This window comes from Burkholderia cepacia ATCC 25416 (genome assembly GCF_001411495.1).
Classification (GTDB): Bacteria; Pseudomonadota; Gammaproteobacteria; order Burkholderiales; family Burkholderiaceae; genus Burkholderia; species Burkholderia cepacia.
Genome location: NZ_CP012982.1, coordinates 2,088,502 through 2,110,083 on the forward strand (window position 1 = coordinate 2,088,502; position 21,582 = coordinate 2,110,083).

Sequence of the window (21,582 nt, forward strand, 5' to 3'; positions counted from 1 at the left end):
GCGATACTACCCGAAGGCATGGCCTTCGTGACGCGCGACTGTCACTATCGAGAGGGTGTCGCCTGTTCGACGATCATGTCGTACAACGCACGGGCGGCCGGCGACAGTTGCGCGCTCCGGCGCGTGACGAGCACGAGCGTGCGCGACACCACGGGCTCGACGAGTTCGATCGTGCGGATCATCGGGTACGCATTCTTCTGGATCGCGAGCTTCGGCACCACCGCCGCGCCGAGCCCTTCCGCGACGAGCCCGAGCGCCGTCGAGCTGCGCTGTACTTCGTAGAACGAATGCAGCGACACGCCGCTCGTCTTCAGCGCGCCGTCGAGCAGCCCGCGATTGCCGCTCACTTCGCCGGCGAAGATCAGCGGATGCGGTTGCAGGGCGGCCCAGCGAATGCGCCGCCGCTTCGCGAGCGGATGATCGTCGCGGCACACGAGTACATACGGGTCGCTCGTCAGCGGGACGTTGACCAGTTCGGGATGCTGGTCGCCGGCGATGCCGATGCCGAACTCGGCCTCGCGATGCAGCACGGCCTGCAGGACCGACGCCGACGCGTGATCGAGGATCTTCACGCGATCGTGCGGGCGGTGCGCGGAGAATGCGCGCAGGATGCGAGGCAGGTATTGCACGCCGACCGTCGGCACGCACGCGATCGTGACGTCGCCGCGCTGGCTCAGGCCGGTTTCGCGAATTTCGGTGAGCGCGTCGGACAGCTCGTTCAGCAGCCGGCGCGCTTGCGGCAGGAAGCGCCGGCCGATTTCGGTGAGGGTGGTGCGGCGCGTGGTGCGCTCGACGAGCGCGACGCCGAGAAAGGTTTCGAGCTTGCGCAGCCGCTGCGTGATGGCCGTCTGCGTGACGTGCAGCGTATCGGCCGCCTGCCGGAAGCTGCCGCCGTCGGCGATCGCGACGAAAGCCTGAACACCGAGCGTATCGATCTTCATCAGAATTTTGAATCAATCACGATATTAAATTCATTTTACTGAACTTCACGACGACCGCAGAATGCTTCGCATCGACGGCCCCCCGCACCGCGCACGCCGGCAGCGGCACGGCCGTCCACGCCGACCACGAGGAGAACGACATGACGACCCCACTCGATCGATACGCGGCCCAGTACGTGCAATTCGAGGACGAACGCACGCGGCCGATCCGCGATCTGCTCGCCGCTGTGCCGAACACGCCGATCCATACCGCGATCGACATCGGCTGCGGGCCCGGCAATTCGACGGAGGCGCTGATCGCGCGTGCGCCGGACGCAACGGTCCACGGAATCGATGCGTCGGCGGACATGATCGACGCCGCGCGCAAGCGCCTGCCGGACCTGCGTTTCGACGTCGTGGATATTTCCACGTGGGCCGATCCCGGCGGCTACGACCTGATTCTCGCGAATGCGGTGCTGCAATGGGTGCCCGCGCACGACACGCTGTTTCCCGCACTCGTCGGCCGGCTCGCGCCGGGCGGCCATCTGGCGGTGCAGATGCCCGACAACCTCGACGAACCCGCGCATCGGCTGATGCGCGAGGTCGCCGCGGCCGGGCCGTGGGCGGACAAGCTGAAAGGCGCGGCGCGCACCGAGCGGTTCGATGCGCGTTATTACCACGCGCTGCTGTCGCCGCTGTGCTCGCGCGTGGACGTGTGGCGCACGACCTACTACCACCCGCTGCGCGGCGGTGCCGATGCGGTCGTCGAATGGTTCAAGGGCAGCGCGCTGCGGCCGTTCCTCGCGGCGCTCGACGACGGCGAGCGCGCGGCGTTTCTCGCGCGGTATCGCGACGCGATCGCGGGCCCGGGCGGCTATCCGGCGCTTGCCGACGGCACCGTGCTGCTGCCGTTCCCGCGTCTGTTCATCGTGGCGACGCGGGCATGATCCGGATGTGATGCGCGTGAGATGCGGCGATGACGCGCGTTCGGCGGTGCGTCAGCGCGCCGGCCGCATCGATTCCGGGTCGACCGTGCGGATCCGTGCGGTCTGCCCGTCGCGCAGGTCCTTGTACCAGAACAGCGCGACTTCACCGTCGTTCTCGTCGTCCGCGTACAGCAGGCGATCGTGGCCGCCCAGCACGAAGCCCGAGCGGGAATAGGTACTGCACGCGGCGATGTTGTTCGACTGCGTTTCCAGCCGCATGAAGCCGAACCCGTGGCTGCGCGCCCAGGATTCGGCGGCCGCGAGCAGCAACTGTCCGATGCCTTGCCGTCGGCTGCGGCGGTCGACGGCCAGCTCCGCGATCTCGGCCATCCCGTTCCAGCTCTGGCTGATCGCCACGAACCCGGCGAGCCGGCCGCCGGCCGTCGCGCGAAAGAGCGCCGTTTTGCCGGTCGCCTCGTCTGCCCAGCCGGCCGGATCGAAGCCGTAGTGCTTGCGGCGCGCCGGCAGCGCGCGCAGATCGAGCAAGTCCTGATACGGCGCGTTCAATTCCCACGCGATGTCGAACGAGAAGTCGCATCGATCCAGTTCGTCGGCGGGAAGCGCGCTCGTCTGTTCGATGCTGATGTGTTCGGCTCGGTCCATGTGTCGGTGTCCTGTCTTCTGCGGGATGGCGTGGTGTCGTCGGTGATGCGATCGCCGGCATCGTGAGGTGCGCCGCATCGAGTGTGTGCGTGCCGCGGATTTTTGCGCCCGCACAGTTCGCCGTGCGCGAGACCGGCACAGACTGGCTCCTCCCGTGACGGCGAAACGCGGGCAAACCGTGAACCGGATGGCGACGCAAACGTGTGCGGGGTACGCGCACCGGCGAGGGCGCTCTTTCAACCGCCTGATTATGCTGGATTTCGGCATGAGGCCGTCGCCGGCATCGACGCGATGCGGGCCGTCGTGCGTCGCGACTTCGATCCGGGTGACCGTCGGTCGCCTGTGGAGGAAAGACGACAGGAACCCGAATAATTGTTTACCGTTTCGTGACAACTCGATATATTCAGAAAAATATATCGAAGGTCGTGGCGTCGTCAGGCGCCACGTCGTCCACCCGCTCCACGAAAGCCGGAAGAGATTCTGACCTGCATCGCCGGAGCAACGCGTCGTCGCGGCATGCGCACTCGGTGCGCACGCGCGCAGGCGCTGCAACACAGGCGGCCGCCCCGCGGCATGCCACATCAGCAAGCCCATACCGGTACCGAAACGAAGCATCGTGCATGTGCATGAGGTGTATGTGCGCGCGGCGATCCGGTGGCTCGCGTTCGTCAATCAGTCGGTGATTCGTCAACACGCCGCGCGTCACGCTGCGACGCAGGCGCGCGTCGACAACAACAGGAAGTGAACATGAATAAGACCATCGCGGCCGCAGCCGCACTCGGGATGTTCGGCACCGCCGCGCACGCGCAAAGCAGCGTCACGCTCTACGGGCTGATCGATGCGGGTATCACGTATTCGAACAAGGTCGCGACGTCGGGCGGCCACGGCAAGCTCGTCAAGTATGGTGACGGCGTCGCGTCGGGCAGCCGCTGGGGCATTCGCGGGACCGAGGATCTCGGCGGCGGGCTGAAGGCGCTGTTCGTGCTGGAAAACGGCTTCAGCAGCGGTGACGGCTCGATCGGCCAGGGCGGTGCGCTGTTCGGCCGGCAGGCGTTCGTCGGGCTGTCGAAGAACGGGATCGGCTCGCTGACGTTCGGCCGCCAGTATTCGTTCTCGACCGACTACATCGGCGCGAACTACGCGATGGGCAGCCAGACGCCGGCCGGCAACTACGCGTATCACATCAACGATCTCGACCAGCTGACGTCGAGCCGCATCAACAACGCCGTGAAGTTCCAGAGCGCGAACTTTGCGGGCCTCACGTTCGGCGCGATGTACGGCTTCTCGAACTCGACGCGGTTCGCGGGCACGCCGACCACGGCCGGCACGAACGGTTCGCAGGGTTCGTCGAGCGCATACAGCTTCGGCGCGAACTATGCGCAGGGGCCGTTCGGCATCGGCGCCGCGTACACGAACATCCGCTTCCCGAACGGCGCGACGCCCGCGTTCGGCGTCAGCATCGCGAACGTCAACACGCAGGGGCTGCGCGATCTCGAGACGGTCGGCGTCGGCGCGCGTTATGCGATCGCGGCGGCCCTCGTGTGGGCGAACTGGACGCATACGAAGTTCGTGCCGCTGTCGGGCGAATCGCCGACGCTGAACAACTACGAAATCGGCGGCCGCTATGCGTTCACGCCGGCCCTGAGCGGCGGCCTCGGCTATACGTTCTCGAAGCTCGACGGCCGCTTCGACGGCAAGTGGCATCAGGTCAACGCCGCGGTCGACTATGCGCTGTCGAAGCGCACGGACGTGTACGTCAGCGCGGCCTACCAGAAGGCGTCGGGCAGCAATACGATCAATGGCCGCGCGGTGCCGGTGCAGGCGGAGATCGGCTCGTCGGGTTCGTTCATCGGCAACGCGGGCGCGAACACGCAGTTCGTCACGCGGATCGGCCTGCGTCACAAGTTCTGATCGACCTCACCCGCGAGCGGGCGCTCCATCGGAGCGCCCGTTTTTGCTGTCGGGCGCGACGAAGCGCGACCCTGCACCGGTTGATCTGCCAGGCCGGCAATCTCGGAGATTTCGCTGCGGCGCCGGCGGCCGGGCTGTGGATCCTCGAAATCCGGATCGCGCACCCGACGCGGCCGTTCGGCGCGTTCTACGAGAATCTGCTCGTGTAGTGCCCGTCGCGCGGGCAGGGCGACGGGAAACGCATTCGGGTGCAACGCGGCTCGTCGCGCCCGAATGCGTGGCGGCCCCGTGCAGGGGGCCGGCACGGCACGGTCAGGCCACCGTCAGATGTTGATCGTGACGGGCCCCGCGAGCGGCGTGTAGCCGTCGTCGAACAGATACCACGCGTCGTACTGCCCCGACGCCAGCGTGCTGTTGGCCGTGGACGAGAACAGCAGCGAGCCGGTGCTCTTCGGCAGGTACGCCCACGACTTGTAGCTGCCCTTGGTCGGCTGCGCGCCATGCGCGAAGATGCCCACCCAGTTCTTCGGGCTGTGGCTCCACGGCGGCGCAACGTAGTCGAACCGCAGCGTGCCGAACGTCGAGCCCTGCGACGCGAGCGACGCGACGAATTTCTTGCCGGTATTGCCGATCGCCGAATCCGTGAGCAGGGTGCCGGATTGTATCTGCACGCAGCCGGCTACCCGGCGCAGGAAATTCGGATCGTTCGCGTCGCGGATGCTGGCGTCGTACCAGCCGCCGTCGCCGTACCACGTGACGGCTTGCGTCGCGCCGGCGGCGACGGTGACCGACTGCCGCGTGTTCATGCCGTACGCGTTGTCGGTGAGCTGGAACGTCGTCGCGGCCGAGCCGGCGGAGTTGTCGAGCGTGATCTGCACGTTGCCGTTGGCCACGTCGTAGCACAGGCTGACTTCGGCGGTCGATCCCGTGTTGCCGGACGAACCGATGCTGCCGCGGAACGTCTGCAGGAAGCCGTTCGGTCCGTAGACGGAATAGTCGTAGCTGCCACCGGCATTCAGCGCGAGCGAATCCGACAGGTTCGCGCACTGGCCCGCGCCGGCCGCGATCGTGTAGTGCCGGGGGATCGTGTTCGTGCCGTCGACCCACGCCTGCAGGTGGACGCCGGCGGTGCCGGTGTTGGTCATCGTCAGCGACAGCGCATTGCCGGCGCGATTGACCTTGCCTTGCACGAAGAACTCGTAGGGCAGGCGGCAGGCGGTGCTGCGGCCGGCCGTCTGCGCCGGCACCGCGGTGGTGGTCGGGTAGGGGATCGGGACGGCCGGGCCGTTCGGGTTCATGTTGCTTGCCGGCGGCTGGATCGCGGGAATCGTCCGGTCGGCGTTCGAGAAATCGAAGGCCGACGTCAGGTCGCCGCAGACCGTGCGTCGCCACGGCGTGATGTTGGTTTCCTGTAGCCCGAAGCGCGCTTCCAGAAAGCGGATCACCGATGTGTGATCGAAGACCTGCGAATTGACCTTGCCGCCCTTCGACCATGGCGAGATCACGAACATCGGCACGCGCGGGCCGAGCCCGATCGGCACGTCGCCGCTCGCCGAGCCGTCCGATGCGGCGCCGCTGCCGGAGACGAATTCGGCGGACGTCGAGACCGTGGAGCGGCCGGTGCCGGCGGCGGAACTGGCCGGGACGGCCGGCGGCATGTGATCGAACAGCCCGTCGTTCTCGTCGTACATGACGAGCAGCACCGTGCTGGCCCACACCGCCGGATTCGACGTCAGCGCATCGAGGACGCTGCTGACGTACCATTCGCCGCCGCTCGCGGCCCACGACGGGTGCTCGCAGTATGCGTAGGGCGCGGCGATCCACGATACCTGCGGCAGCGTGCCGTTGGCGACGTCGGCCCGCAGCTGACTGAAGAGGTTCGTATCGTATTCCTTGCCGCCGCCTGACGGGTCGATCTGCGTGCCGTTGAGCGCCGGCGCGAGCGGATCGCCTGCACCGAGGTTCTGGTATTGCTTGAAGTTCAGGATGACGTTGTCGCCGTAATTGCCGTTCCACCAGAGATCGCTTTTGGAGCCGTTGTATTCGCCGTAGCCATGTGCGGCATCCAGGCCGTTGCCCTTGTCCTGGTAGAACTTCCACGTCACGCCAGCCGTGTTCAGGCGCTCCGGCATCGTGGTCCAGCCGGTGCCTGTCATCGTGTTCGTCGTGTACGGCGAGTAACCGGCGACGTTGCCGCAGCATCCGGTCCACAGATACAGGCGGTTCGGGTCCGTCGGGCCGAGCATCGAGCAGTGGTACGCGTCGCACACCGTGAACGCGCTCGCCAGCGCGTAGTAGAACGGAATGTCCTTCTGCGTGAAGTAGTACATCGTGCCGCTGGTCTTCGCGTCGGCCCAGTTGTCGTAGCGGCCGTTGTTCCAGGCACTGTGCGTGCCGCTCCAGCTGTGGTCCAGGTCGCCGTAGTAGGTGTCGCCGTTGGCCGTGCCGGAGGGCGGGGACGGGTTGAACGGAAACACGTAGGACGTCAGCCAGGGCTGGCGCCACACCGGATACCCGCTCGAAATCACGACCGGCCGAGGATCGCCGAAGCCGCGCGCACCGCCCAGCGTGCCGAGGTAGTGGTCGAACGAACGGTTTTCCTGCATCAGGATCACGACGTGCTTCACGTCCTGGATCGTGCCGGTGACGGTGGCTGCCGGAATGGCCTGGGCGCGCGCGATGCTTTCGGGCAGCATGCCCGTGATCGCGGTCGCGCCGGCGAGCTTCAACGCATCGGCGAGGAACTGACGTCGTGTCGTGGGTTTGTTTTGCATGATCGCTCTCTGTCGTGGATGGCTGGCCCCGGGGCCAGCGTCGGTCAGTGGCACGCGCTCGCGCAGTGCAGGACGGGCGTGGATGCCGAACCCGGTGCGGCCGCGCGCGCGGCCGCCACGTTGGCCGCGGTGCCCGAGTCGCCATCGCCGCAAGCGGCCAGCGTGCACAGCAGCGCGATCATGAAAACGCCGCGCCAGTGCGGAAAGCGGCTTTCCGATCGACGCGACCTGACGACATGCTTTCGACTCGACTCGAATCGGATTCCTGAATGATCGAGGCCGTTGCTGCGTGTTCCGTATTTCATTACCCCTCCCGACATGAAAATGGACAGCAGAGAATATCGCCCGAATCAGAACAACTTCATGACAGGCCACCCGCGCGTGCCTGCCACCTGCAAAAGCCTCGAATCGGGATTGGTGGCGACCGGATGCGTGACGTAATCCAGCAGCGGCACGTCGTTGATCGAGTCGCTGTAGAAGTAGGTGCGCTCGAAATCCGACGGCGCGTAGCCGAGCGATTCCAGCCACGCGGTCGTGCGCACGATCTTTCCTTCGCGGAAGCTCGGCACGCCGGTGCTGCGCCCGGTAAACGCGCCGTCCGGCGTGCCGTCGTCGGTATCGAGTTCGATGCCGAGCAGGTGCTCGATGCCGAATTCGGCCGCGATCGGCCGCGTGACGAAGACGTTGGTCGCCGTCACGATGCAGCAGAGATCGCCGTTTTCGCGATGCCGCCCGACCAGCTCGCGCGCCTGCGGCGTGATCGACGGACGGATCACTTCGTCCATGAACCGCGCATGCCAGCGCTCGAGCACCTTGCGCGGATAGCGGGTGAGCGGCGCGAGCGTCACGGCGAGATACGCGTTCATGTCGAGCGTGCCGGCCGCGTAATGACCGTAGTGCTCGTCGATCAGCGCGGCGTGCGCGTCGTCCTCGCGCCAGCCGACCCGCGAGATGAAGCGGGCCCAGGCCTGGTCGCTGTCGAGCGGCAGCAGCGTGTGGTCGAGATCGAACAGCGCGAGATTCTTGTACATGCCGGGTTCCTTGTCTTGCAGGCTCATGCGCCGATCAGCTTCTCGATCGCATCCTTCGCATTCTTTCCGTCGATGGTCGTCACGCCGTCGAGCCACTTCGACAGCACGCCCGGATGCTTCTTCGCCCATTCCCTGGCCACCGCGACCGGGTCCGCGTGATTCATGATCGGCACCATCAGCTGGTTTTCTTCGTCGGTCGTGAACTTCAGGTTGGTCAGCAGCCGGCCGACGTTCGGGCAGCGTTCGAGATAGCCGGGCGTGACGAGCGTGTAGACCTTCGCCGAGCCGTAGTTCGGGCCGAACACGGTGTCGCCGCCGTCGAGATAGGTGATCCGGTAGTCGATGTTCATCGGATGCGGCTCCCACGCGAGGAACACGATCATCCGGTGCTCCTGCACGGCGCGCGTCACTTGCACGAGCATGCCGGCCTCGCTCGATTCGACCAGCTTGAAGCCGCCGAGCCCGAACTCGTTCTTGTCGATCATTCGCTGGATCAGCGCGTTGCCGTTGTTGCCGGCGCCGATCCCGTAGATCTTGCCGTCGAGCTGGTCGCGGAACCTGGCGATATCGGCGAAGCGCTTGAGCCCCTTGTCGGATGTGTATTGCGGCACGGCCAGCGTATAGCGCGCGCCGACCAGGTTGGGCTCCGGCAACTGGTGGACGGCGCCGGCGTCCACGAACGGCTTCACCGTCGGCGTCATGCTCGGATCCCAGTACCCGAGGAACGCGTCGATCTGCGCCTTCTTCACGCCGGCCAGCACGATCGGCGGCGACGCGATCGTCTTGGTCGCCTCGTAACCGAGCCCGTCGAGCAGCATCATCGCGACGCCGGTGGTGGCCGCGATGTCGCTCCAGCCGACGTCGCCGAGCGTCACCTTTTTGCAGACGTCGCCTTCCGATGCGTGAGCGGGGGCCGTCGCCAGCGCCGCCAGCAGGGTTGCGGCCAGCATCCATGCCTTCTTCATCATGTTGGTCTCCTAAGCAAGTGTTCCGGATCGTGTTGCCTGAATGGTCTGACGATTGATCGTGCCGATCGGATGAAACAAACGAACTTGGGTCTGGCTTTGCAGTTTTTCGTACCGTATATTAGAACGCACAAAATCGCAAGATCGCACAAAAATACAACTCGCCGGGTGCCGGGTGCGGCAACGGGCGGGGCAGGCAGGAAGAACCGGACGGCGGCCCCATGCGGGCCGCGCCTCATCGGATGGACCAGGCAAAGCAAGGAGACTTCGAATGATCAGTCAGCTGGAAATCGTGTCCCGCCTGTTGCTGGCGGCATTGCTCGGCAGCCTCGTCGGCATCGAGCGCGAGCGCCTGTCGTGGGCGGCCGGATTGCGCACCCATATGCTGGTGGCGGTGGGCGCCGCGCTCGTGATGGTCGTGTCGGCGTTCGGCTTCGCGGATGTCCAGAACGCGAAGAACGTGTCGCTGGACCCGTCGCGCGTCGCCGCGCAGGTGGTATCGGGCATCGGCTTCCTCGGCGCCGGTTCGATCATGCTGCGCGGCGAGATCATCCGCGGCCTGACGACCGCGGCGAGCCTGTGGGTCGTGGCGGCGGTCGGGCTGGCCGTGGGCGGCGGCATGTATGTGGCAGCGATTGCCGCGACGGCGATCGTGCTCGCGATCCTGGCCGGCCTGAAGCCGATCGAGAAGCGCTTGTTCGCGACGCGGCAGCGCTGGGGCGTGCGTATCCTCGCGAGCCGCGGCGCCGTGAAACTGACGTCGCTGCAGGCGATGCCCGGCATCGATCAGGCGCGCATCGTCCGGTTCATCATCGAACAGGACGACGCCGCGCCGGACGACGACCGCATCCACGTGGTGTTTTCAAAGATGACGAGCAGCGAGTGCCAGGCGGTGCGTCAATCCCTGCAGACCCTCGTCGGCATCAAAAAACTGGAGGAGAGCGCTGCGTAGTTCGCCGTTCGAATAACATTGACGTTCATTCCGAGGACATTCCATGTGGCAAGAAGAGCGATACCAGAGGATCCGGCTTCTGTTATCGAAGATGCAGCGGGTTTCCACCGACCGGATCATGGCCGACCTGAACGTGTCGCGGGAAACCGTGCGTCGCGATCTCGTCGATCTCGAAGCGCTCGGTGAGCTGAAGCGCGTGCACGGCGGCGCGGTGCAGGTGGGCGACGAAGCGCCGATCGCCGAACGCGCGCAGACCCACGTGAAGGCGAAGCTGGCGATCGCGCGCGCGGCGGCCAGGCTGGTCACGGGCTCGCAGACGCTGTTCATCGACGCGGGCACGACCACGACACTGCTGGCCGAGGAACTGGCGAAGCTGTCGGGCCTCACGATCGTCACGAACTCGATCGACGTCGCGCTGAAAATGCGGTCGAGCGACCCGGGGCAGGCGAGGAACGAGACGATCCTGCTCGGCGGGATGATCGGCACCCGTGCGGCCGCGACCGTCGGCGACGGCACGGTCGCCGAGATCTTCCGCTATCGCGCCGACCTCGCGCTGCTGTCGCCGGTCGGGGTCGATGCCGTGCGCGGCGCGACCAATTACGACCGGATGGAAACCGAAGTGGCGCGCGCGATGGTGAGCAACGCGGCGGACGTCGCGATCCTGGCCGATTTCAGCAAGCTCGGCACGAACAGCCGGATCAGCTTCTGCGAGCCGGCGCGGATCGGCGCACTGGTGACGGACGCGAAGGCGGAATCGGTCGACAGCTTCAAGAGCCTGAAGAAGGTCATCAAGAACATCGTGCTGTCGTAGCGCCGGGCACGATCGGCCGGCGTTATGCCGCCCATGCGGCGCGCATTCCGCCGGCCGGTTTTTTCCCGGCGTAATATATCCGCCGATACGACGCAGGCCTGCCCACCGGCAGGCCGTCATGGAGGCGGGCGATGGAGAGGGCAGGGACGGCGGCGCTTTCGGCGCAGCAGGTGCAACAGGCGCAACACGTGCAGCCGGCGGCGGCAGGCTCGATCGCGCTGACGGGCGCATTCGTGCGGCCGATGACGGTGACGCTCGACGATCTGCGCCGGCACGCGAGCGCGACGGCCGAGCCGTTCGACCTGCGCTGCTTCACGACGAATCGCTTCATCCGCTCGGTCGCGCCGTATCGCGGCGCACGGCTGAAGGACCTGCTCGACGCGGCCGGGCTGCGCAACGACACGCCGGGCGACTTCAAGCGCATGGTGTTCATCGCGCATGCGCACGACGGCTACGCGGTCACGTTTTCCTGGCACGAACTGTTCAACACGCCGGTCGGCGAACACGTGATCGTCGCGTTCGAATGCGGCGACGCGCTGCTGTCGATCGACGACGGCGCGCCGCTGCTGTTCTCGGGCGCCGACCTCCTGCCTGCGCCGCGCCACGTGAAGCGGCTGGCCGGCATCGTCGCCCGCGTGCTCGAGGTCTGAACCGGCGCGGGCGGCCGGCATGCGTCGCATCGGCCATCGTGTATGCTTGCCCGCATCGTTCAAAGGGCAGCACAACATGAAGACACCGGCACACCCCAAGCCTGAAGTGCGATTCAGGATGCGTATCCAGCAGGCCGACACGATCGCGCTCGGCCCGGGCAAGGTCGCGCTGCTCGAAGCCGTGCACGAACACGGTTCGATTTCGGCGGCGGCGCGCAGCCTGAAGATGTCGTACCGGCGTGCGTGGCTGCTGATGGACGAGCTGAACCGCTCGCTGAAATCGCCGGCGACGGTGTCCGAGCATGGCGGGCAGAGCGGTGGCGGCAGCGTGCTCACGCCGGTCGGCGAGGAGATCATCCGCCTCTATCGCGGGATCGAGGCGCGCGCCTACGCGGCGTGTGCCGACGAAATCGCCGCGCTCACGAAAATGGTGCGGCGCTGAAGCGCGGGGCCCGTTGACGCCGACGACGCGCTTGCACCGACCCGCTGAAGGGCAGAAGGAGCGCGTCGAAGCGAATCAGGTCTAGCCGTGCCGCAGGCAGAAGCGCGGCGTGCCGCCGGCGGCGGCATCCGGCGCCATGACGTCGCGTGCCTGTGCATCGAGCCGCCCGATCAGTTCGACGAAGCTGGCGACGCTGGCCGTCCGCAGCGGGTAGTACGCGACGTGGTGGCGTTCGCAGATGCGCTTGAGCAGGTTCATCGAATCGTGGTCGATGCAGTCGACCGGGAACACGACCATGTGCGCGCCCGGTAGCGCGGCGGCCAGCAGGCCCTTGCGATCCTCGATACCGCCGTCATGCAGCGTCACGTCACCGCCTGCCGTTTCGACGATCCGCCTGATCGCACGGTTCGAGCCCGGGCGCCCGCCGACATAGACCAGACGTGTGCCCCGCAGGATCGACAGCGGATCGGCCGCGTGTTCGGCGGGATCGTCCGCCGACGCCTGCACCGCCTGTTCGATCGCGCTCGCTTCGGCGCGCAGCGTTTTCACCATCGCCATCAGGTCGTCGAGTCGTGCGCGCATCGCGCGTGCGCTCGCCTGTTCCGCGGCGATCCGCTGCTCGGCCGCCTCGCGGCGGCTCGTATGCAGCGCGAGTCGTTCATCGCGCGCGGCCAGTGCCTCGCGCAGTTCGTGGACTTCGTCGCGCGATGCGCTTTCAGCCGCCGGCGGCTGTGCGTTCCGGCGCGCAACGAGGGCATCCCGCTCCTGCACCGCCGCGTCGCGCTGCGCGCTCATTTCTTGCAGGCGCGCCTGCTGCCGGTCGATCTTCGCGTGCAGCGCCGCATTCTCCTCCTCCAGCGCGACCAGCCGCCGGATATCGGCGCGATTGGCCGCGCCGACCAGGTGCGACAGCATGTGCAGGTCGCCGAACGCGGCCTGGCGCACGGCCATCGTCGTGCGTGGATGCGTCATCAGCGCCCAGTAGGCGGGCGGGATGTCGCCGCTCTTCAGCGCATCCTTCCAGCGCGCAAGGAGGTCATCCGCATCCTGTGCGCTGTCGAATGCGCGGATCGCGCCGGCGTAACGCTCGTCGAGCGCCTTGTGCAATGCCTTGGCGCCGGCCGTGCCGTCGATCGCGAGCTCGACGGCGGCGTGATGGATGTCGAGGTCGGTCGCGTGCTGGCGGTCGAGGTCGGTGTATTTCGGCACGAGCCTGCGCAGCTCGTGCGTGGTCAGGCAGGTGCCGATGATCGAGCAGTGCAGGTTCGCGTCGAGCTCCGACAGGCGCGTGCGGCGCTTCAGCTCGGTCAGTTGCGCGCGCGACGGCGCGCAGCATGCGTCGACCCGCGTGCCGGTTGCCGCGGGCAGATTACCGCCGGGCGACGAGAGATCGGCCGTGCGGGCAAGGCGAAAGGGCGGAACGTGCATGTTGACCTCTGTCCGGCATGGTCGGGCCGGAGACGGATGCGCGAAAGATTCGCGAAATATACCACGGGATATAACGAACGAAATTCGGGGGAAATCACCGGGTAATGCGGCGTGGTGCGGTCAGCAGAGTGCGCGCGGTCGGTCGGTGAGCAGCAGGGCGGCGGAGGGCGATGCCGGGGCGGACGGTGAAACGAGGCGCGATGCCGGCGCGTGCCGCTCCATCACGTACTCGACGCACAGCCCGACGAACAGCACGTCGACGCGCTCCAGCGCGGCGACCGCGTCGCGCATCGCTGCCGGGTCGTTGCTGAACGAATCCGAGAACACGTCGTCGCGTGTGCGTTCGAGGCGGCGCGCCTGGCCGATCGCCCGTTCGAGTTCGGGCAGGCGCGTGAAGCGGGCAGTGCGTGCGTCGTCTTCGAGCGTGGACAGCAGTTCACGAAAGCCCATCGCGGACAGCGCATCGTCCTGCGCGTTTTCAGCGTGCGCAGCCGAGAACATCCGGATGAAGCGCACGACGCTGCCGCGCAGGCGCCGGAACGCGTCGACGACATCCGTGACCTGCTGCGCACGTGCGTCGCTCGACAGCGGCCTGAGCGCGCTGATCTTGTGCGCGAGCGGCTGTTCCCGTGCGGTGCGCTGCGGGGCGCGATCCGTCGGCGTGCGGGGCATGGCGAATCTCCGGAAGTGCTGGTTTCGATATATTCTACGGAACATATCGAATGCGCGAAAAAAACGGCACCGTGCACGAGACATGGTGCCGTCAGCGGCCTTGGTAACGGCCCTCGCAATGGCCTTCGCAACGGCCTTCGCAACGGCCTTCGCAACGGCCTTCGCAACAGCCCGAGCAACAGCCCGAGCAACGGCCGCAACAACCGCCCGAACAACCGCCCGAACAACCGCCCGAACAACCGCCCGAGTCAGTCGATGTCGCGCCCGACCGTTCCGAACGCGACCGCGACGCCGAGAACCACGCTGTCGCACAAGGGCTGCGCGCAGCGCCCGGCCCCCATCGGGCACATCCGCCCCGCGTTCGTGAATACGCCCGCGCCTAATGCGGCCGCGTGAGCGCCGCCGGCAGCACGGCGGCCCGGGCGCCGGCCGATTCGTCCACGGTCGTCCTGCCGCCGTCCCGAAAGAACGCCTGCTCGGCGGCATTGTTCATCACGAGGATGCTGATGCGGCGATTGGTCGGCTCGTCCGCGACGTTCCGGTCGAGCGGCAGGACATCCGCGAGCCCGCGCACCTGGAGCAGCTTTTCCTCCCGCAATCCGCCCGCGACCAGCGCGCGCCGCGCGGCGTTCGCGCGATCGCTGGAGAGCTCCCAGTTCGAATAACCCGTGGGGCCGTCGCGATACGGCGTCGAATCGGTATGGCCGGCAATCGACACGCGGTTGTCGACATCGTCGAGTGCCGTGCCGATCTGGGTGAGGATCGCGGTGGCATACCCTTCGGGTTGCGAACTGCCCGACGCGAACATCGGGCGCTTGAGCGAATCGACGATCTCGATGCGCAAGCCCTCGTGAGTGATCGCGATCCGGATCTGGTCCTGGTACGCGCGCAATGACGGGCTTTGTGCAATCGCCGCGGTCAGCTTCGCCTTCAGGCGCTCGAGCTTTTGCGTATCGACGATGTCGGCAGCGGCCGCGGGCGAGCTGGCCGGCACCGGTTGCGCTTTCGCGTCGATGGCCGGCGCCGGGTCCGACAGGTCGCGGCCGCCACCCTGCACGATGCTCGGGCGCGGCGCCTGTGCGTCTTTCCCGCCGGACAGGAGCGTCGACAGCGGCGTGTTGAAATAATCCTCGATCCCCTGCTTGTCGTACTTGGACACCGAGCCGAGCAGCCACATCAGCAGGAAGAACGCCATCATCGCCGTGACGAAATCGGCGTAGGCGATTTTCCAGGCGCCGCCGTGGTGGGCGTCGTGGTCCTCGCCCTTCTTGCGGCGCACGACGACGAGCGGTGCCGATGCGGACTGTTTCGACGGGTTGGAGCGATGGTCGGCCATGGCGCCTCCGTTATGCGGGCCTGGGCGACTTCGTCGCGCGGACGGCCTCGTCGAGCTCCTTGAAGCTCGGGCGATCGGCCGTGAACAGCACCTTGCGGCCGAACTCCACCGCCACCGCCGGCGCGTAGCCGCTCATCGACGCGAGCAGCACGGCCTTCACGCACTGGAACGGCTTGGCCGCGGCGCGGCCCTTCGCATTGAGCAGATCCGCGAGCGGGCCGACGAAGCCGTACGCGAGCAGGATGCCGAGGAAGGTGCCGACGAGCGCGCCGGCGATCATCTTGCCGAGCACGGCGGGCGGCGCGCCGACCGAGCCCATCGTATGCACGACACCCATCACCGCCGCGACGATGCCGAACGCCGGCAGGCCGTCCGCCATCTTCTGGATCGCGTTGGCCGCGACGGACGCTTCCGCATGGTGCGTATGCAGTTCTTCGTCCATCAGGTCCTGCATCTCCAGCGCGTTCACGTTGCCGCCCGACATCATCCGCAGATAATCGACGATGAAGTCGAGCAGGTGATGGTCTTCGAGCACGTGCGAATACTTCTGGAACAGCGGGCTTTGTTCGGGTGCGTCGACGTCGGCCTCGAGCGCCATCATGCCGTCCTTGCGCGCCTTCTGCAGCAGCTCGTACAGCAGCGCGATCAGTTCGACATATTGCTGTTTCGTATAGCCGCCGCCCTTGAAACAGGTCGGCAGGCTCTTGATCGTCTTCTTCAGCGTCGCGACCGGATTGCTGACGACGAACGCACCCAGCGCGGCGCCCAAAATGCACAGCAGTTCGAACGGTTGCAGCAAGGCCGGCAAATGGCCGCCCACGCCGACAAAACTGCCGATCACCGATCCGATCACGACGATCCACCCGATGGCTACAAACATGATTACCTCTTGCGCGACTCGCGCTGCCGCATCTGTTGTCGAAAAGCGGGGGGGACGTCCGGCCATCCCGCTCCATGCCCGCGACGGCGCCGGATCGTTGCGTGTCGAATGCGATTCCGGCGGCCGTCCCGATGTATCGCAACGCGATGCCGGTCGGCGGGTGTTGATGCAATAACGGCGGTCGCCGGGGCGACTGAACCCGTGATTCCACGTAGCGCGCACGATTCACGCGTGGCATACGTTTGCGGGCGGCGGTAGGCGCGATTTGCTTGATCGAAGTCAAAAATTGCGCGCCTTCGCGTGAATTTCCGTCTGGATGCGGCCCGGAACACGGCGGCGAATGACACACCCGTCGCGACGGAAGGCGCCGCGCGGAAGTCCGGGGAACGCGGCGCACGGTGCATCGCCTGCCGGCGCGGGTTCGCGCGCCGGCAGGGTTTTCATCAGGACATCCGGGGCGCCGCACGATCCATCATGGAGAAAGCACCGTCGCAGCCAACCGCAGGAGGGCGCACCGTGACGTCCGATCCCACTTCCTCGACCGCCTTCGTGTTCGCCGGCGGCGGCAGTCTCGGCGCGATCGAGGTCGGCATGCTCCGCGAGCTGGTCGCGAGCGGCGAACGGCCCGATTGCGTCGTCGGCGCGTCGGCGGGCGCGATCAACGCCGCCTATTTCGCCGGCCGGCCCGATGCGGACGGCGTCGCGATGCTCGCCGCGCTGTGGTGCCGGATCCGCCGCCAGGACATCATGCCGTTCTCGATGCGCAGCCTCGTCGCGATGCTGCTGCGCAACCGGCCGCATCTGGTCGAGGCCGATGCGCTGCGCCTGCTGCTGGAAAGGAACCTGCCGTACCGGCGGATCGAGCAGGCCGCGTTGCCGCTCCACATCGTCGCGACCGACGTGCTGAACGGCCAGGAAGTCGTGCTGTCCGCCGGCCCGGTCGTGGATGCCGTGCAGGCCAGCGCGGCGATTCCCGGCGTGTTTCCGTCGGTCAGCATCGGCGGCGTGGAACTCGTCGACGGCGGCGTTGCGAACAATACGCCGATCTCCGTCGCGGTCGCGCTCGGCGTCAAGCGGATCGTCGTGCTGCCGGCCGGGTTCGCGTGCGCGTTGCGCGTACCGCCGCGCAGCGCGATCGCGCATGCGACGCACGCGCTGACGCTCGTGATCGCGCGGCAACTGGTGCGCGATCTGGAGTTGTACGGGGCACGCGCGCAAATCCATGTCGTGCCGCCGCTCTGTCCGCTCGACGTGTCGTCATACGATTACTCGCAGTGTGCGCAGCTGATCGACAAGGCCGCGGAACGCACGCGTGCGTGGATCGACGCGGGCGGGCTCGCGCAGTGCGCGATTCCCGGCCAGCTTCGCGAGCACGACCATGCCGCCGAGCTGTCGCACTGAGGGTTGCTCACGCGCCGTGAAATCCCGTGAGCGGCGCACGCCGAACACCCCGGCGCTCTCCCCGAAAATCCCCGAAGAACCAAAAAAAAGCGGCACCGTGCACGAGACACGGTGCCGCCAACGGCCTGAACGGCCGCACTGGTCAGTCGATCGCGCGCATCGCGTGGCGCAGTTCCTGATAGCTGCGCAGCCCCGCGACGCCGAGTTCGCGGCCGATTCCGCTGAGCCCGAACCCGCCCCAGCACACGTGCGGATAGATCAGCTGCGGTGCGTTGATCCACACGAGCCCCGCGCGCACGCGCTGCTGGAACTGCTTCGCGATGCCGGCATCGCGCGTCACGACGGTCGCGACGAGCCCGTAGCGCGTGTCGTTCGCGAGCGCAATCGCTTCGTCGTCGGTGCGGAACGATTTCACGCACGCGACGGGGCCGAATACTTCGTCGGTCCACAGCGGGTTGTCGGCGGCGGGCTCGGCGATCACGACGGGCGCCATGAAGAAGCCCGCACCGCCGGCATCCGTCACCCGGCCGCTGAAGGCGACGCGTGCGCCCGCCTCGATACCGTGCTGGAGCATCGCTTCGACGCGCGTGCGTTGCGCGGCCGAGATCAGCGGCCCCATCGCGACCTGTTCCGCGGCGGGCGGCGCGACGACGAGCGCACGCACGGCCGTCTCGAACGCGGCCATGAAGCTGCGGTACACGCTGTCGTGCACGAGGATGCGCGCGGTGGCCGAGCACATCTGGCCCGCGTTCGTGAACGCGCCCGCAACCGCGAGCGACACCGCGACGTCGAGATCGGCGTCGTCGCGCACGATCAGCGACGACTTGCCGCCGAGTTCGAGCGTCACGCGCTTCATGTCGACGGCCGCGGCCTGCATGACCTTGCGGCCGGCCGCCGTGCTGCCGGTAAACGAAATCTTGTCGATCAGCGGATGCGCGGTCAGCGCCGCGCCGACCTCGGCGCCGCCGTTCACGACGTTGACGACGCCGGCCGGCAGCCCCGCTTGCTCGACGATCTCGAGCAGCGCGTGCTCGGTCGGCGACGTGAGTTCGGACGGCTTCAGCACGACCGCGCAGCCGGCCGCGAGCGCGGGCGCGAGCTTCCACGCGGTCGTGACCATCGGGAAGTTCCACGGCATGACGAGCGCCGCGACGCCGACCGCGTCGTAAAAGCGTTCGGCCGTGACGGCGTCGCTCGGCAGCGCGACCGGTTCGGCCGCGAACAGTGCCGGGTCTTCGCACAGCTTCGCGTAGTACGCGAACGTGGCGGCGACGTCGCCGACATCGGCCTCGGCCTCGAACGGCGGCTTGCCGCTCACCTGCATCTGCAGCGCCGCCAGGCGGTCGCGCGATGCCTCGACGCGCTCGGCGATCGTCGCGAGCATCCGGCCGCGTTCGGCCGGCGGCGTGTCGCGCCAGCCGGCGAATGCGTCGCGCGCGGCACGCACCGCGGCGTCGACGTGCGCGGCCGTCGCGAATTCCTGCCAGCCGATCGCGTCGCCGGTCGACGCGTTGAAGATCGGTGCGCCCGCCTTGTCGGAATGCGTGTGGACGGACTGCCCGGCGATGCGCGCGGCGGGCAGCACGAACGTCGCGGCGGAAGGGGAAAGCTCGGCGGTAGACATGAGGTTCATCCTGTCGAGGTCGGTCGGGTTAGCGGTAGGCGACGCCCGGCATCACGCAGAGCATCTCGAACGCGAGGTTCGCGCCGGTGAGCGCGGTGGTGCCGGTCGGATCGTACGGCGGCGCGACTTCGACGAGATCCGCGCCGACGATGTTCAGGCCCTTCATCCCGCGGATGATTTCCAGGCCCTGCTGCACGGTGAGGCCGCCGATTTCCGGCGTGCCGGTGCCGGGCGCGAACGACGGGTCGAGGCCGTCGATGTCGAAGCTGAGATACACCGGCGTGTCGCCGACGCGTTCGCGCACCTGCGCCATCAGCGGCGCGAGCGACTGGTTCCAGCATTCCTCCGCCTGCACGACGGTGAAGCCCTGCTGGCGGCACCAGTCGAAATCGTCCGCGTGGTAGCCGGTGCCGCGCAGGCCGATCTGCGTGACCTTGTCGCATTGCAGCAGCCCGTCCTCCACCGCGCGGCGGAACGGCGTGCCGTGCGCGATCTTCTCGCCGAACATCGTGTCGTTCACGTCCGCGTGCGCGTCGACGTGGACGACGGCGACCTTGCCGTACTTCTTGTGCAGCGCGCGCAGGATCGGCCACGCGATCGTGTGGTCGCCGCCGAGCGTGATCGGCCGGCAGCCGTTCGCGACGATCTCGTCGTATGCCTCTTCGATGCGGCGCACCGAGTCCTTCAGGTCGTACGGGTTGGTCGCGACGTCGCCGATGTCGGCCACCTGCAGCGAATCGAACGGTGCGGCGCGGGTGGCCATGTTGTACGGGCGCAGCAGCACGGATTCGGTGCGGATCTGGCGCGGGCCGAAGCGCGAGCCCGAGCGGTTCGACGTGCCGAGGTCGAGCGGCACGCCGACGAAGCACACGTCGAGGCCGTCGGTCGTCTCGGCTTGCGGCAGGCGCATCATCGTGGCGATGCCGCCGAAGCGCGGCATCTCGTTGCCGCCCATCGGTTGATTGAGTTCGCGGGGCATGGGGCCGTCTCCTTTATCTGAGGTAAAGCGATCGGCCGATGGTAGAGGAGAACGCCCGCGCGAAGATTTTGAAGTCGCAACGTTTACATCGACGGGGCTCGATGCAAGTGGCGCCGCCGCATCGACGCGGCGCAACCGAACGCGGCCGCGCGGCCAGGTCAGGCCGGATCAGGCCGGCGCGAGAGGGCCGGCGGCGCGGCGCCGTCGTGCGGGCCGGAGGAAGGGAACGCGGTGGTCGCCGAGCCCCATGCGGCGAGTTCGCGCTTCGTGCGCACGCCGAGCTTCGCGAACGCGCGCTTCACGTACGACTCGGCCGACGCAACGCGCACGCCGAGGATCTCCGCCGTTTCCGGCACGGTCTTGCCGGAAAGCAGGTGCTTGCAGGTTTCGTATTCGCGCTTCGACAGCTTCACGCCGTCGGCCGCGAGGCGCGCGTCGAACTGCGCGAGCGGGTGGACTTCGGGCGTCGGGTGCGCAATGCGCCGCGCGGCCGTGGTCGACGCATGAAGTTCGAGCAGCGGGAACAGCACGTCGCTGATGCTGCGAAAGCGGTTCATCTCGGCGAGCGTGAACGGCGGCCGGTCGCGGCCGCGCTCCAGCGCGATCGAATGCTGCGAATAACGCGTGCCGCGTGCGAGCACGCATTCGTGGCCGATCTGCACGTCGTCGAACAGCCGCTGGCGGAATTCGCCGGGCGGGATCGCCGCGATGTCGCGCACGACGAGCATCGTGCCCGTCTTGCCGCGCAGCCCCGCGAACAGCGGGTCGCTGTCGAGAAAACGCTCGTAGTAGAGCGTCATCACGTCGGAGACGTCGGCGCTCGCCGCGCCGATGCCGCTGCTGCCGATCCATTCGCATCGGTAGCCGGTGGGCATCGAGCCGTCGACGCGCGAGCGTTCGACGTGCGCGACGTCGAGCGGCACCACTTCATTGAGCAATTGCGTGAGGCGCGGCACGAAGTGCGGCGTGCCGACCGTCTCGATCAGCTCGCCCAGCGCCTTGAACGACACGTTGAAGCGGTCGTTGTCGCGGTGGAAGGGGTTCACGTTGAGCAGCATGCGGTTCCCCGGTGAAAAGCCGGCGGATTGTAGCGTCGGCCACGCAAAACGTCATTAGGGGGAAATCCCGGCAGGTGTCCTTGCGACCTGACCGGCCCCGGAAAACACCGCTTGTCCCCCCCGGAGGGGGGCATACCGGGGCAGTGTAAATGAGTAACT

The 21,582-nt window shown here is 67.3% G+C and carries 22 protein-coding genes; 7 read left to right on the plus strand and 15 right to left on the minus strand.

The window, feature by feature from the left end:
- Positions 1 to 44: 44 nt before the first annotated feature.
- Complete coding sequence (locus APZ15_RS26655) at positions 45 to 941, minus strand: LysR family transcriptional regulator (protein ID WP_027789878.1); 897 nt, start codon at positions 939 to 941, stop codon at positions 45 to 47.
- Positions 942 to 1,081: 140 nt separating this feature from the next.
- On the opposite strand from APZ15_RS26655, the gene tam reads away from it, so the two are divergent.
- Entirely contained in the window at positions 1,082 to 1,867 is a 786-nt protein-coding gene (tam, locus tag APZ15_RS26660) for a trans-aconitate 2-methyltransferase (RefSeq protein WP_027789877.1), read from the plus strand.
- 51 nt (positions 1,868 to 1,918) lie between these two features.
- Here tam and APZ15_RS26665 read toward each other — a convergent pair whose 3' ends face one another.
- A complete protein-coding gene (locus tag APZ15_RS26665; RefSeq protein WP_027789876.1) occupies positions 1,919 to 2,509 on the minus strand; it encodes a GNAT family N-acetyltransferase in 591 nt (196 codons plus the stop codon).
- Between the two features lie 747 nt (positions 2,510 to 3,256).
- Between APZ15_RS26665 and APZ15_RS26670 the strand changes: the two genes are divergently transcribed.
- Positions 3,257 to 4,420, plus strand: a complete 1,164-nt coding sequence (locus APZ15_RS26670; protein ID WP_027789875.1) for a porin — start codon at positions 3,257 to 3,259, stop codon at positions 4,418 to 4,420.
- Here APZ15_RS26670 and APZ15_RS42030 read toward each other — a convergent pair.
- From APZ15_RS42030 to APZ15_RS26690, 5 genes are all read right to left on the minus strand, one after another.
- Positions 4,408 to 4,674, minus strand: a complete 267-nt coding sequence (locus APZ15_RS42030) for a hypothetical protein (RefSeq protein WP_172535131.1) — start codon at positions 4,672 to 4,674, stop codon at positions 4,408 to 4,410. The two genes, APZ15_RS26670 and APZ15_RS42030, sit on opposite strands and share 13 nt — an antisense overlap.
- A gap of 69 nt (positions 4,675 to 4,743) precedes the next feature.
- Positions 4,744 to 7,194, minus strand: coding sequence for a phosphocholine-specific phospholipase C (locus APZ15_RS26675; RefSeq protein WP_027789874.1), 2,451 nt, complete (start codon positions 7,192 to 7,194; stop codon positions 4,744 to 4,746).
- Positions 7,195 to 7,238: 44 nt separating this feature from the next.
- Positions 7,239 to 7,376, minus strand: coding sequence for a hypothetical protein (locus APZ15_RS42280; protein WP_226127085.1), 138 nt, complete (start codon positions 7,374 to 7,376; stop codon positions 7,239 to 7,241).
- 168 nt (positions 7,377 to 7,544) lie between these two features.
- The gene (locus APZ15_RS26685) at positions 7,545 to 8,225 is read right to left on the minus strand and encodes an HAD family hydrolase (protein ID WP_027789872.1); all 681 of its coding nucleotides are present in this window, start codon (positions 8,223 to 8,225) and stop codon (positions 7,545 to 7,547) included.
- A 23-nt stretch (positions 8,226 to 8,248) separates the two neighbouring features.
- On the minus strand, positions 8,249 to 9,193 hold the full coding sequence (locus tag APZ15_RS26690; protein WP_027789871.1) for a choline ABC transporter substrate-binding protein: 945 nt from the start codon (positions 9,191 to 9,193) through the stop codon (positions 8,249 to 8,251).
- Positions 9,194 to 9,461: 268 nt separating this feature from the next.
- Here APZ15_RS26690 and APZ15_RS26695 point away from each other — a divergent pair, with 268 nt between their 5' ends.
- From APZ15_RS26695 to APZ15_RS26710, 4 genes are all read left to right on the plus strand, one after another.
- Positions 9,462 to 10,142 carry an MgtC/SapB family protein gene (locus APZ15_RS26695; RefSeq protein WP_027789870.1) on the plus strand — a complete coding sequence of 227 codons (681 nt, stop codon included), beginning with the start codon at positions 9,462 to 9,464 and terminating at the stop codon, positions 10,140 to 10,142.
- Between the two features lie 43 nt (positions 10,143 to 10,185).
- Positions 10,186 to 10,953 (plus strand): DeoR/GlpR family DNA-binding transcription regulator, encoded by a 768-nt coding sequence (locus APZ15_RS26700; protein ID WP_027789869.1) that lies wholly within the window; start codon positions 10,186 to 10,188, stop codon positions 10,951 to 10,953.
- Positions 10,954 to 11,084: 131 nt separating this feature from the next.
- Positions 11,085 to 11,603 (plus strand): molybdopterin-dependent oxidoreductase, encoded by a 519-nt coding sequence (locus APZ15_RS26705; RefSeq protein ID WP_027789868.1) that lies wholly within the window; start codon positions 11,085 to 11,087, stop codon positions 11,601 to 11,603.
- 118 nt (positions 11,604 to 11,721) lie between these two features.
- The gene (locus APZ15_RS26710) at positions 11,722 to 12,045 is read left to right on the plus strand and encodes a winged helix-turn-helix domain-containing protein (protein WP_021159959.1); all 324 of its coding nucleotides are present in this window, start codon (positions 11,722 to 11,724) and stop codon (positions 12,043 to 12,045) included.
- Positions 12,046 to 12,126: 81 nt separating this feature from the next.
- Here APZ15_RS26710 and APZ15_RS26715 read toward each other — a convergent pair whose 3' ends face one another.
- The 5 genes from APZ15_RS26715 to APZ15_RS41210 form a co-directional block, all read right to left on the minus strand.
- Entirely contained in the window at positions 12,127 to 13,473 is a 1,347-nt protein-coding gene (locus tag APZ15_RS26715) for a DUF2325 domain-containing protein (RefSeq protein ID WP_027789867.1), read from the minus strand.
- 120 nt (positions 13,474 to 13,593) lie between these two features.
- Positions 13,594 to 14,145 (minus strand): hypothetical protein, encoded by a 552-nt coding sequence (locus tag APZ15_RS26720; RefSeq protein ID WP_049097382.1) that lies wholly within the window; start codon positions 14,143 to 14,145, stop codon positions 13,594 to 13,596.
- A 379-nt stretch (positions 14,146 to 14,524) separates the two neighbouring features.
- Positions 14,525 to 15,481, minus strand: a complete 957-nt coding sequence (gene motB, locus APZ15_RS26725) for a flagellar motor protein MotB (protein ID WP_027789866.1) — start codon at positions 15,479 to 15,481, stop codon at positions 14,525 to 14,527.
- Positions 15,482 to 15,491: 10 nt separating this feature from the next.
- Positions 15,492 to 16,361: a flagellar motor stator protein MotA gene (gene motA, locus APZ15_RS26730; protein WP_027789865.1), complete on the minus strand. Its 870-nt coding sequence runs from the start codon at positions 16,359 to 16,361 to the stop codon at positions 15,492 to 15,494.
- A gap of 279 nt (positions 16,362 to 16,640) precedes the next feature.
- Positions 16,641 to 16,805 carry a hypothetical protein gene (locus tag APZ15_RS41210; protein ID WP_155253139.1) on the minus strand — a complete coding sequence of 55 codons (165 nt, stop codon included), beginning with the start codon at positions 16,803 to 16,805 and terminating at the stop codon, positions 16,641 to 16,643.
- Positions 16,806 to 16,877: 72 nt separating this feature from the next.
- On the opposite strand from APZ15_RS41210, the gene APZ15_RS26735 reads away from it, so the two are divergent.
- Positions 16,878 to 17,762, plus strand: coding sequence for a patatin-like phospholipase family protein (locus APZ15_RS26735; RefSeq protein ID WP_027789864.1), 885 nt, complete (start codon positions 16,878 to 16,880; stop codon positions 17,760 to 17,762).
- Positions 17,763 to 17,904: 142 nt separating this feature from the next.
- Here APZ15_RS26735 and APZ15_RS26740 read toward each other — a convergent pair whose 3' ends face one another.
- From APZ15_RS26740 to APZ15_RS26750, 3 genes are all read right to left on the minus strand, one after another.
- Positions 17,905 to 19,386, minus strand: coding sequence for an aldehyde dehydrogenase family protein (locus APZ15_RS26740; RefSeq protein WP_027789863.1), 1,482 nt, complete (start codon positions 19,384 to 19,386; stop codon positions 17,905 to 17,907).
- 28 nt (positions 19,387 to 19,414) lie between these two features.
- Complete coding sequence (speB, locus tag APZ15_RS26745; protein ID WP_027789862.1) at positions 19,415 to 20,365, minus strand: agmatinase; 951 nt, start codon at positions 20,363 to 20,365, stop codon at positions 19,415 to 19,417.
- 158 nt (positions 20,366 to 20,523) lie between these two features.
- Entirely contained in the window at positions 20,524 to 21,423 is a 900-nt protein-coding gene (locus APZ15_RS26750) for a helix-turn-helix transcriptional regulator (protein ID WP_027789861.1), read from the minus strand.
- Positions 21,424 to 21,582: the final 159 nt, after the last annotated feature.

Excerpts from the sequence above, each read along its gene's own strand:
- APZ15_RS26655 (WP_027789878.1), bottom strand. The coding sequence starts at position 941 with ATGAAGATCGATACGCTCGGTGTTCAGGCTTTCGTCGCGATCGCCGAC.
- tam (WP_027789877.1), top strand. The coding sequence starts at position 1,082 with ATGACGACCCCACTCGATCGATACGCGGCCCAGTACGTGCAATTCGAG.
- APZ15_RS26665 (WP_027789876.1), bottom strand. The coding sequence starts at position 2,509 with ATGGACCGAGCCGAACACATCAGCATCGAACAGACGAGCGCGCTTCCC.
- APZ15_RS26670 (WP_027789875.1), top strand. The coding sequence starts at position 3,257 with ATGAATAAGACCATCGCGGCCGCAGCCGCACTCGGGATGTTCGGCACC.
- APZ15_RS26675 (WP_027789874.1), bottom strand. The coding sequence starts at position 7,194 with ATGCAAAACAAACCCACGACACGACGTCAGTTCCTCGCCGATGCGTTG.
- APZ15_RS42280 (WP_226127085.1), bottom strand. The coding sequence starts at position 7,376 with ATGATCGCGCTGCTGTGCACGCTGGCCGCTTGCGGCGATGGCGACTCG.
- APZ15_RS26685 (WP_027789872.1), bottom strand. The coding sequence starts at position 8,225 with ATGTACAAGAATCTCGCGCTGTTCGATCTCGACCACACGCTGCTGCCG.
- APZ15_RS26690 (WP_027789871.1), bottom strand. The coding sequence starts at position 9,193 with ATGATGAAGAAGGCATGGATGCTGGCCGCAACCCTGCTGGCGGCGCTG.
- APZ15_RS26695 (WP_027789870.1), top strand. The coding sequence starts at position 9,462 with ATGATCAGTCAGCTGGAAATCGTGTCCCGCCTGTTGCTGGCGGCATTG.
- APZ15_RS26700 (WP_027789869.1), top strand. The coding sequence starts at position 10,186 with ATGTGGCAAGAAGAGCGATACCAGAGGATCCGGCTTCTGTTATCGAAG.
- APZ15_RS26705 (WP_027789868.1), top strand. The coding sequence starts at position 11,085 with ATGGAGAGGGCAGGGACGGCGGCGCTTTCGGCGCAGCAGGTGCAACAG.
- APZ15_RS26710 (WP_021159959.1), top strand. The coding sequence starts at position 11,722 with ATGCGTATCCAGCAGGCCGACACGATCGCGCTCGGCCCGGGCAAGGTC.
- APZ15_RS26715 (WP_027789867.1), bottom strand. The coding sequence starts at position 13,473 with ATGCACGTTCCGCCCTTTCGCCTTGCCCGCACGGCCGATCTCTCGTCG.
- APZ15_RS26720 (WP_049097382.1), bottom strand. The coding sequence starts at position 14,145 with ATGCCCCGCACGCCGACGGATCGCGCCCCGCAGCGCACCGCACGGGAA.
- motB (WP_027789866.1), bottom strand. The coding sequence starts at position 15,481 with ATGGCCGACCATCGCTCCAACCCGTCGAAACAGTCCGCATCGGCACCG.
- motA (WP_027789865.1), bottom strand. The coding sequence starts at position 16,361 with ATGTTTGTAGCCATCGGGTGGATCGTCGTGATCGGATCGGTGATCGGC.
- APZ15_RS41210 (WP_155253139.1), bottom strand. The coding sequence starts at position 16,805 with ATGAAAACCCTGCCGGCGCGCGAACCCGCGCCGGCAGGCGATGCACCG.
- APZ15_RS26740 (WP_027789863.1), bottom strand. The coding sequence starts at position 19,386 with ATGTCTACCGCCGAGCTTTCCCCTTCCGCCGCGACGTTCGTGCTGCCC.
- speB (WP_027789862.1), bottom strand. The coding sequence starts at position 20,365 with ATGCCCCGCGAACTCAATCAACCGATGGGCGGCAACGAGATGCCGCGC.
- APZ15_RS26750 (WP_027789861.1), bottom strand. The coding sequence starts at position 21,423 with ATGCTGCTCAACGTGAACCCCTTCCACCGCGACAACGACCGCTTCAAC.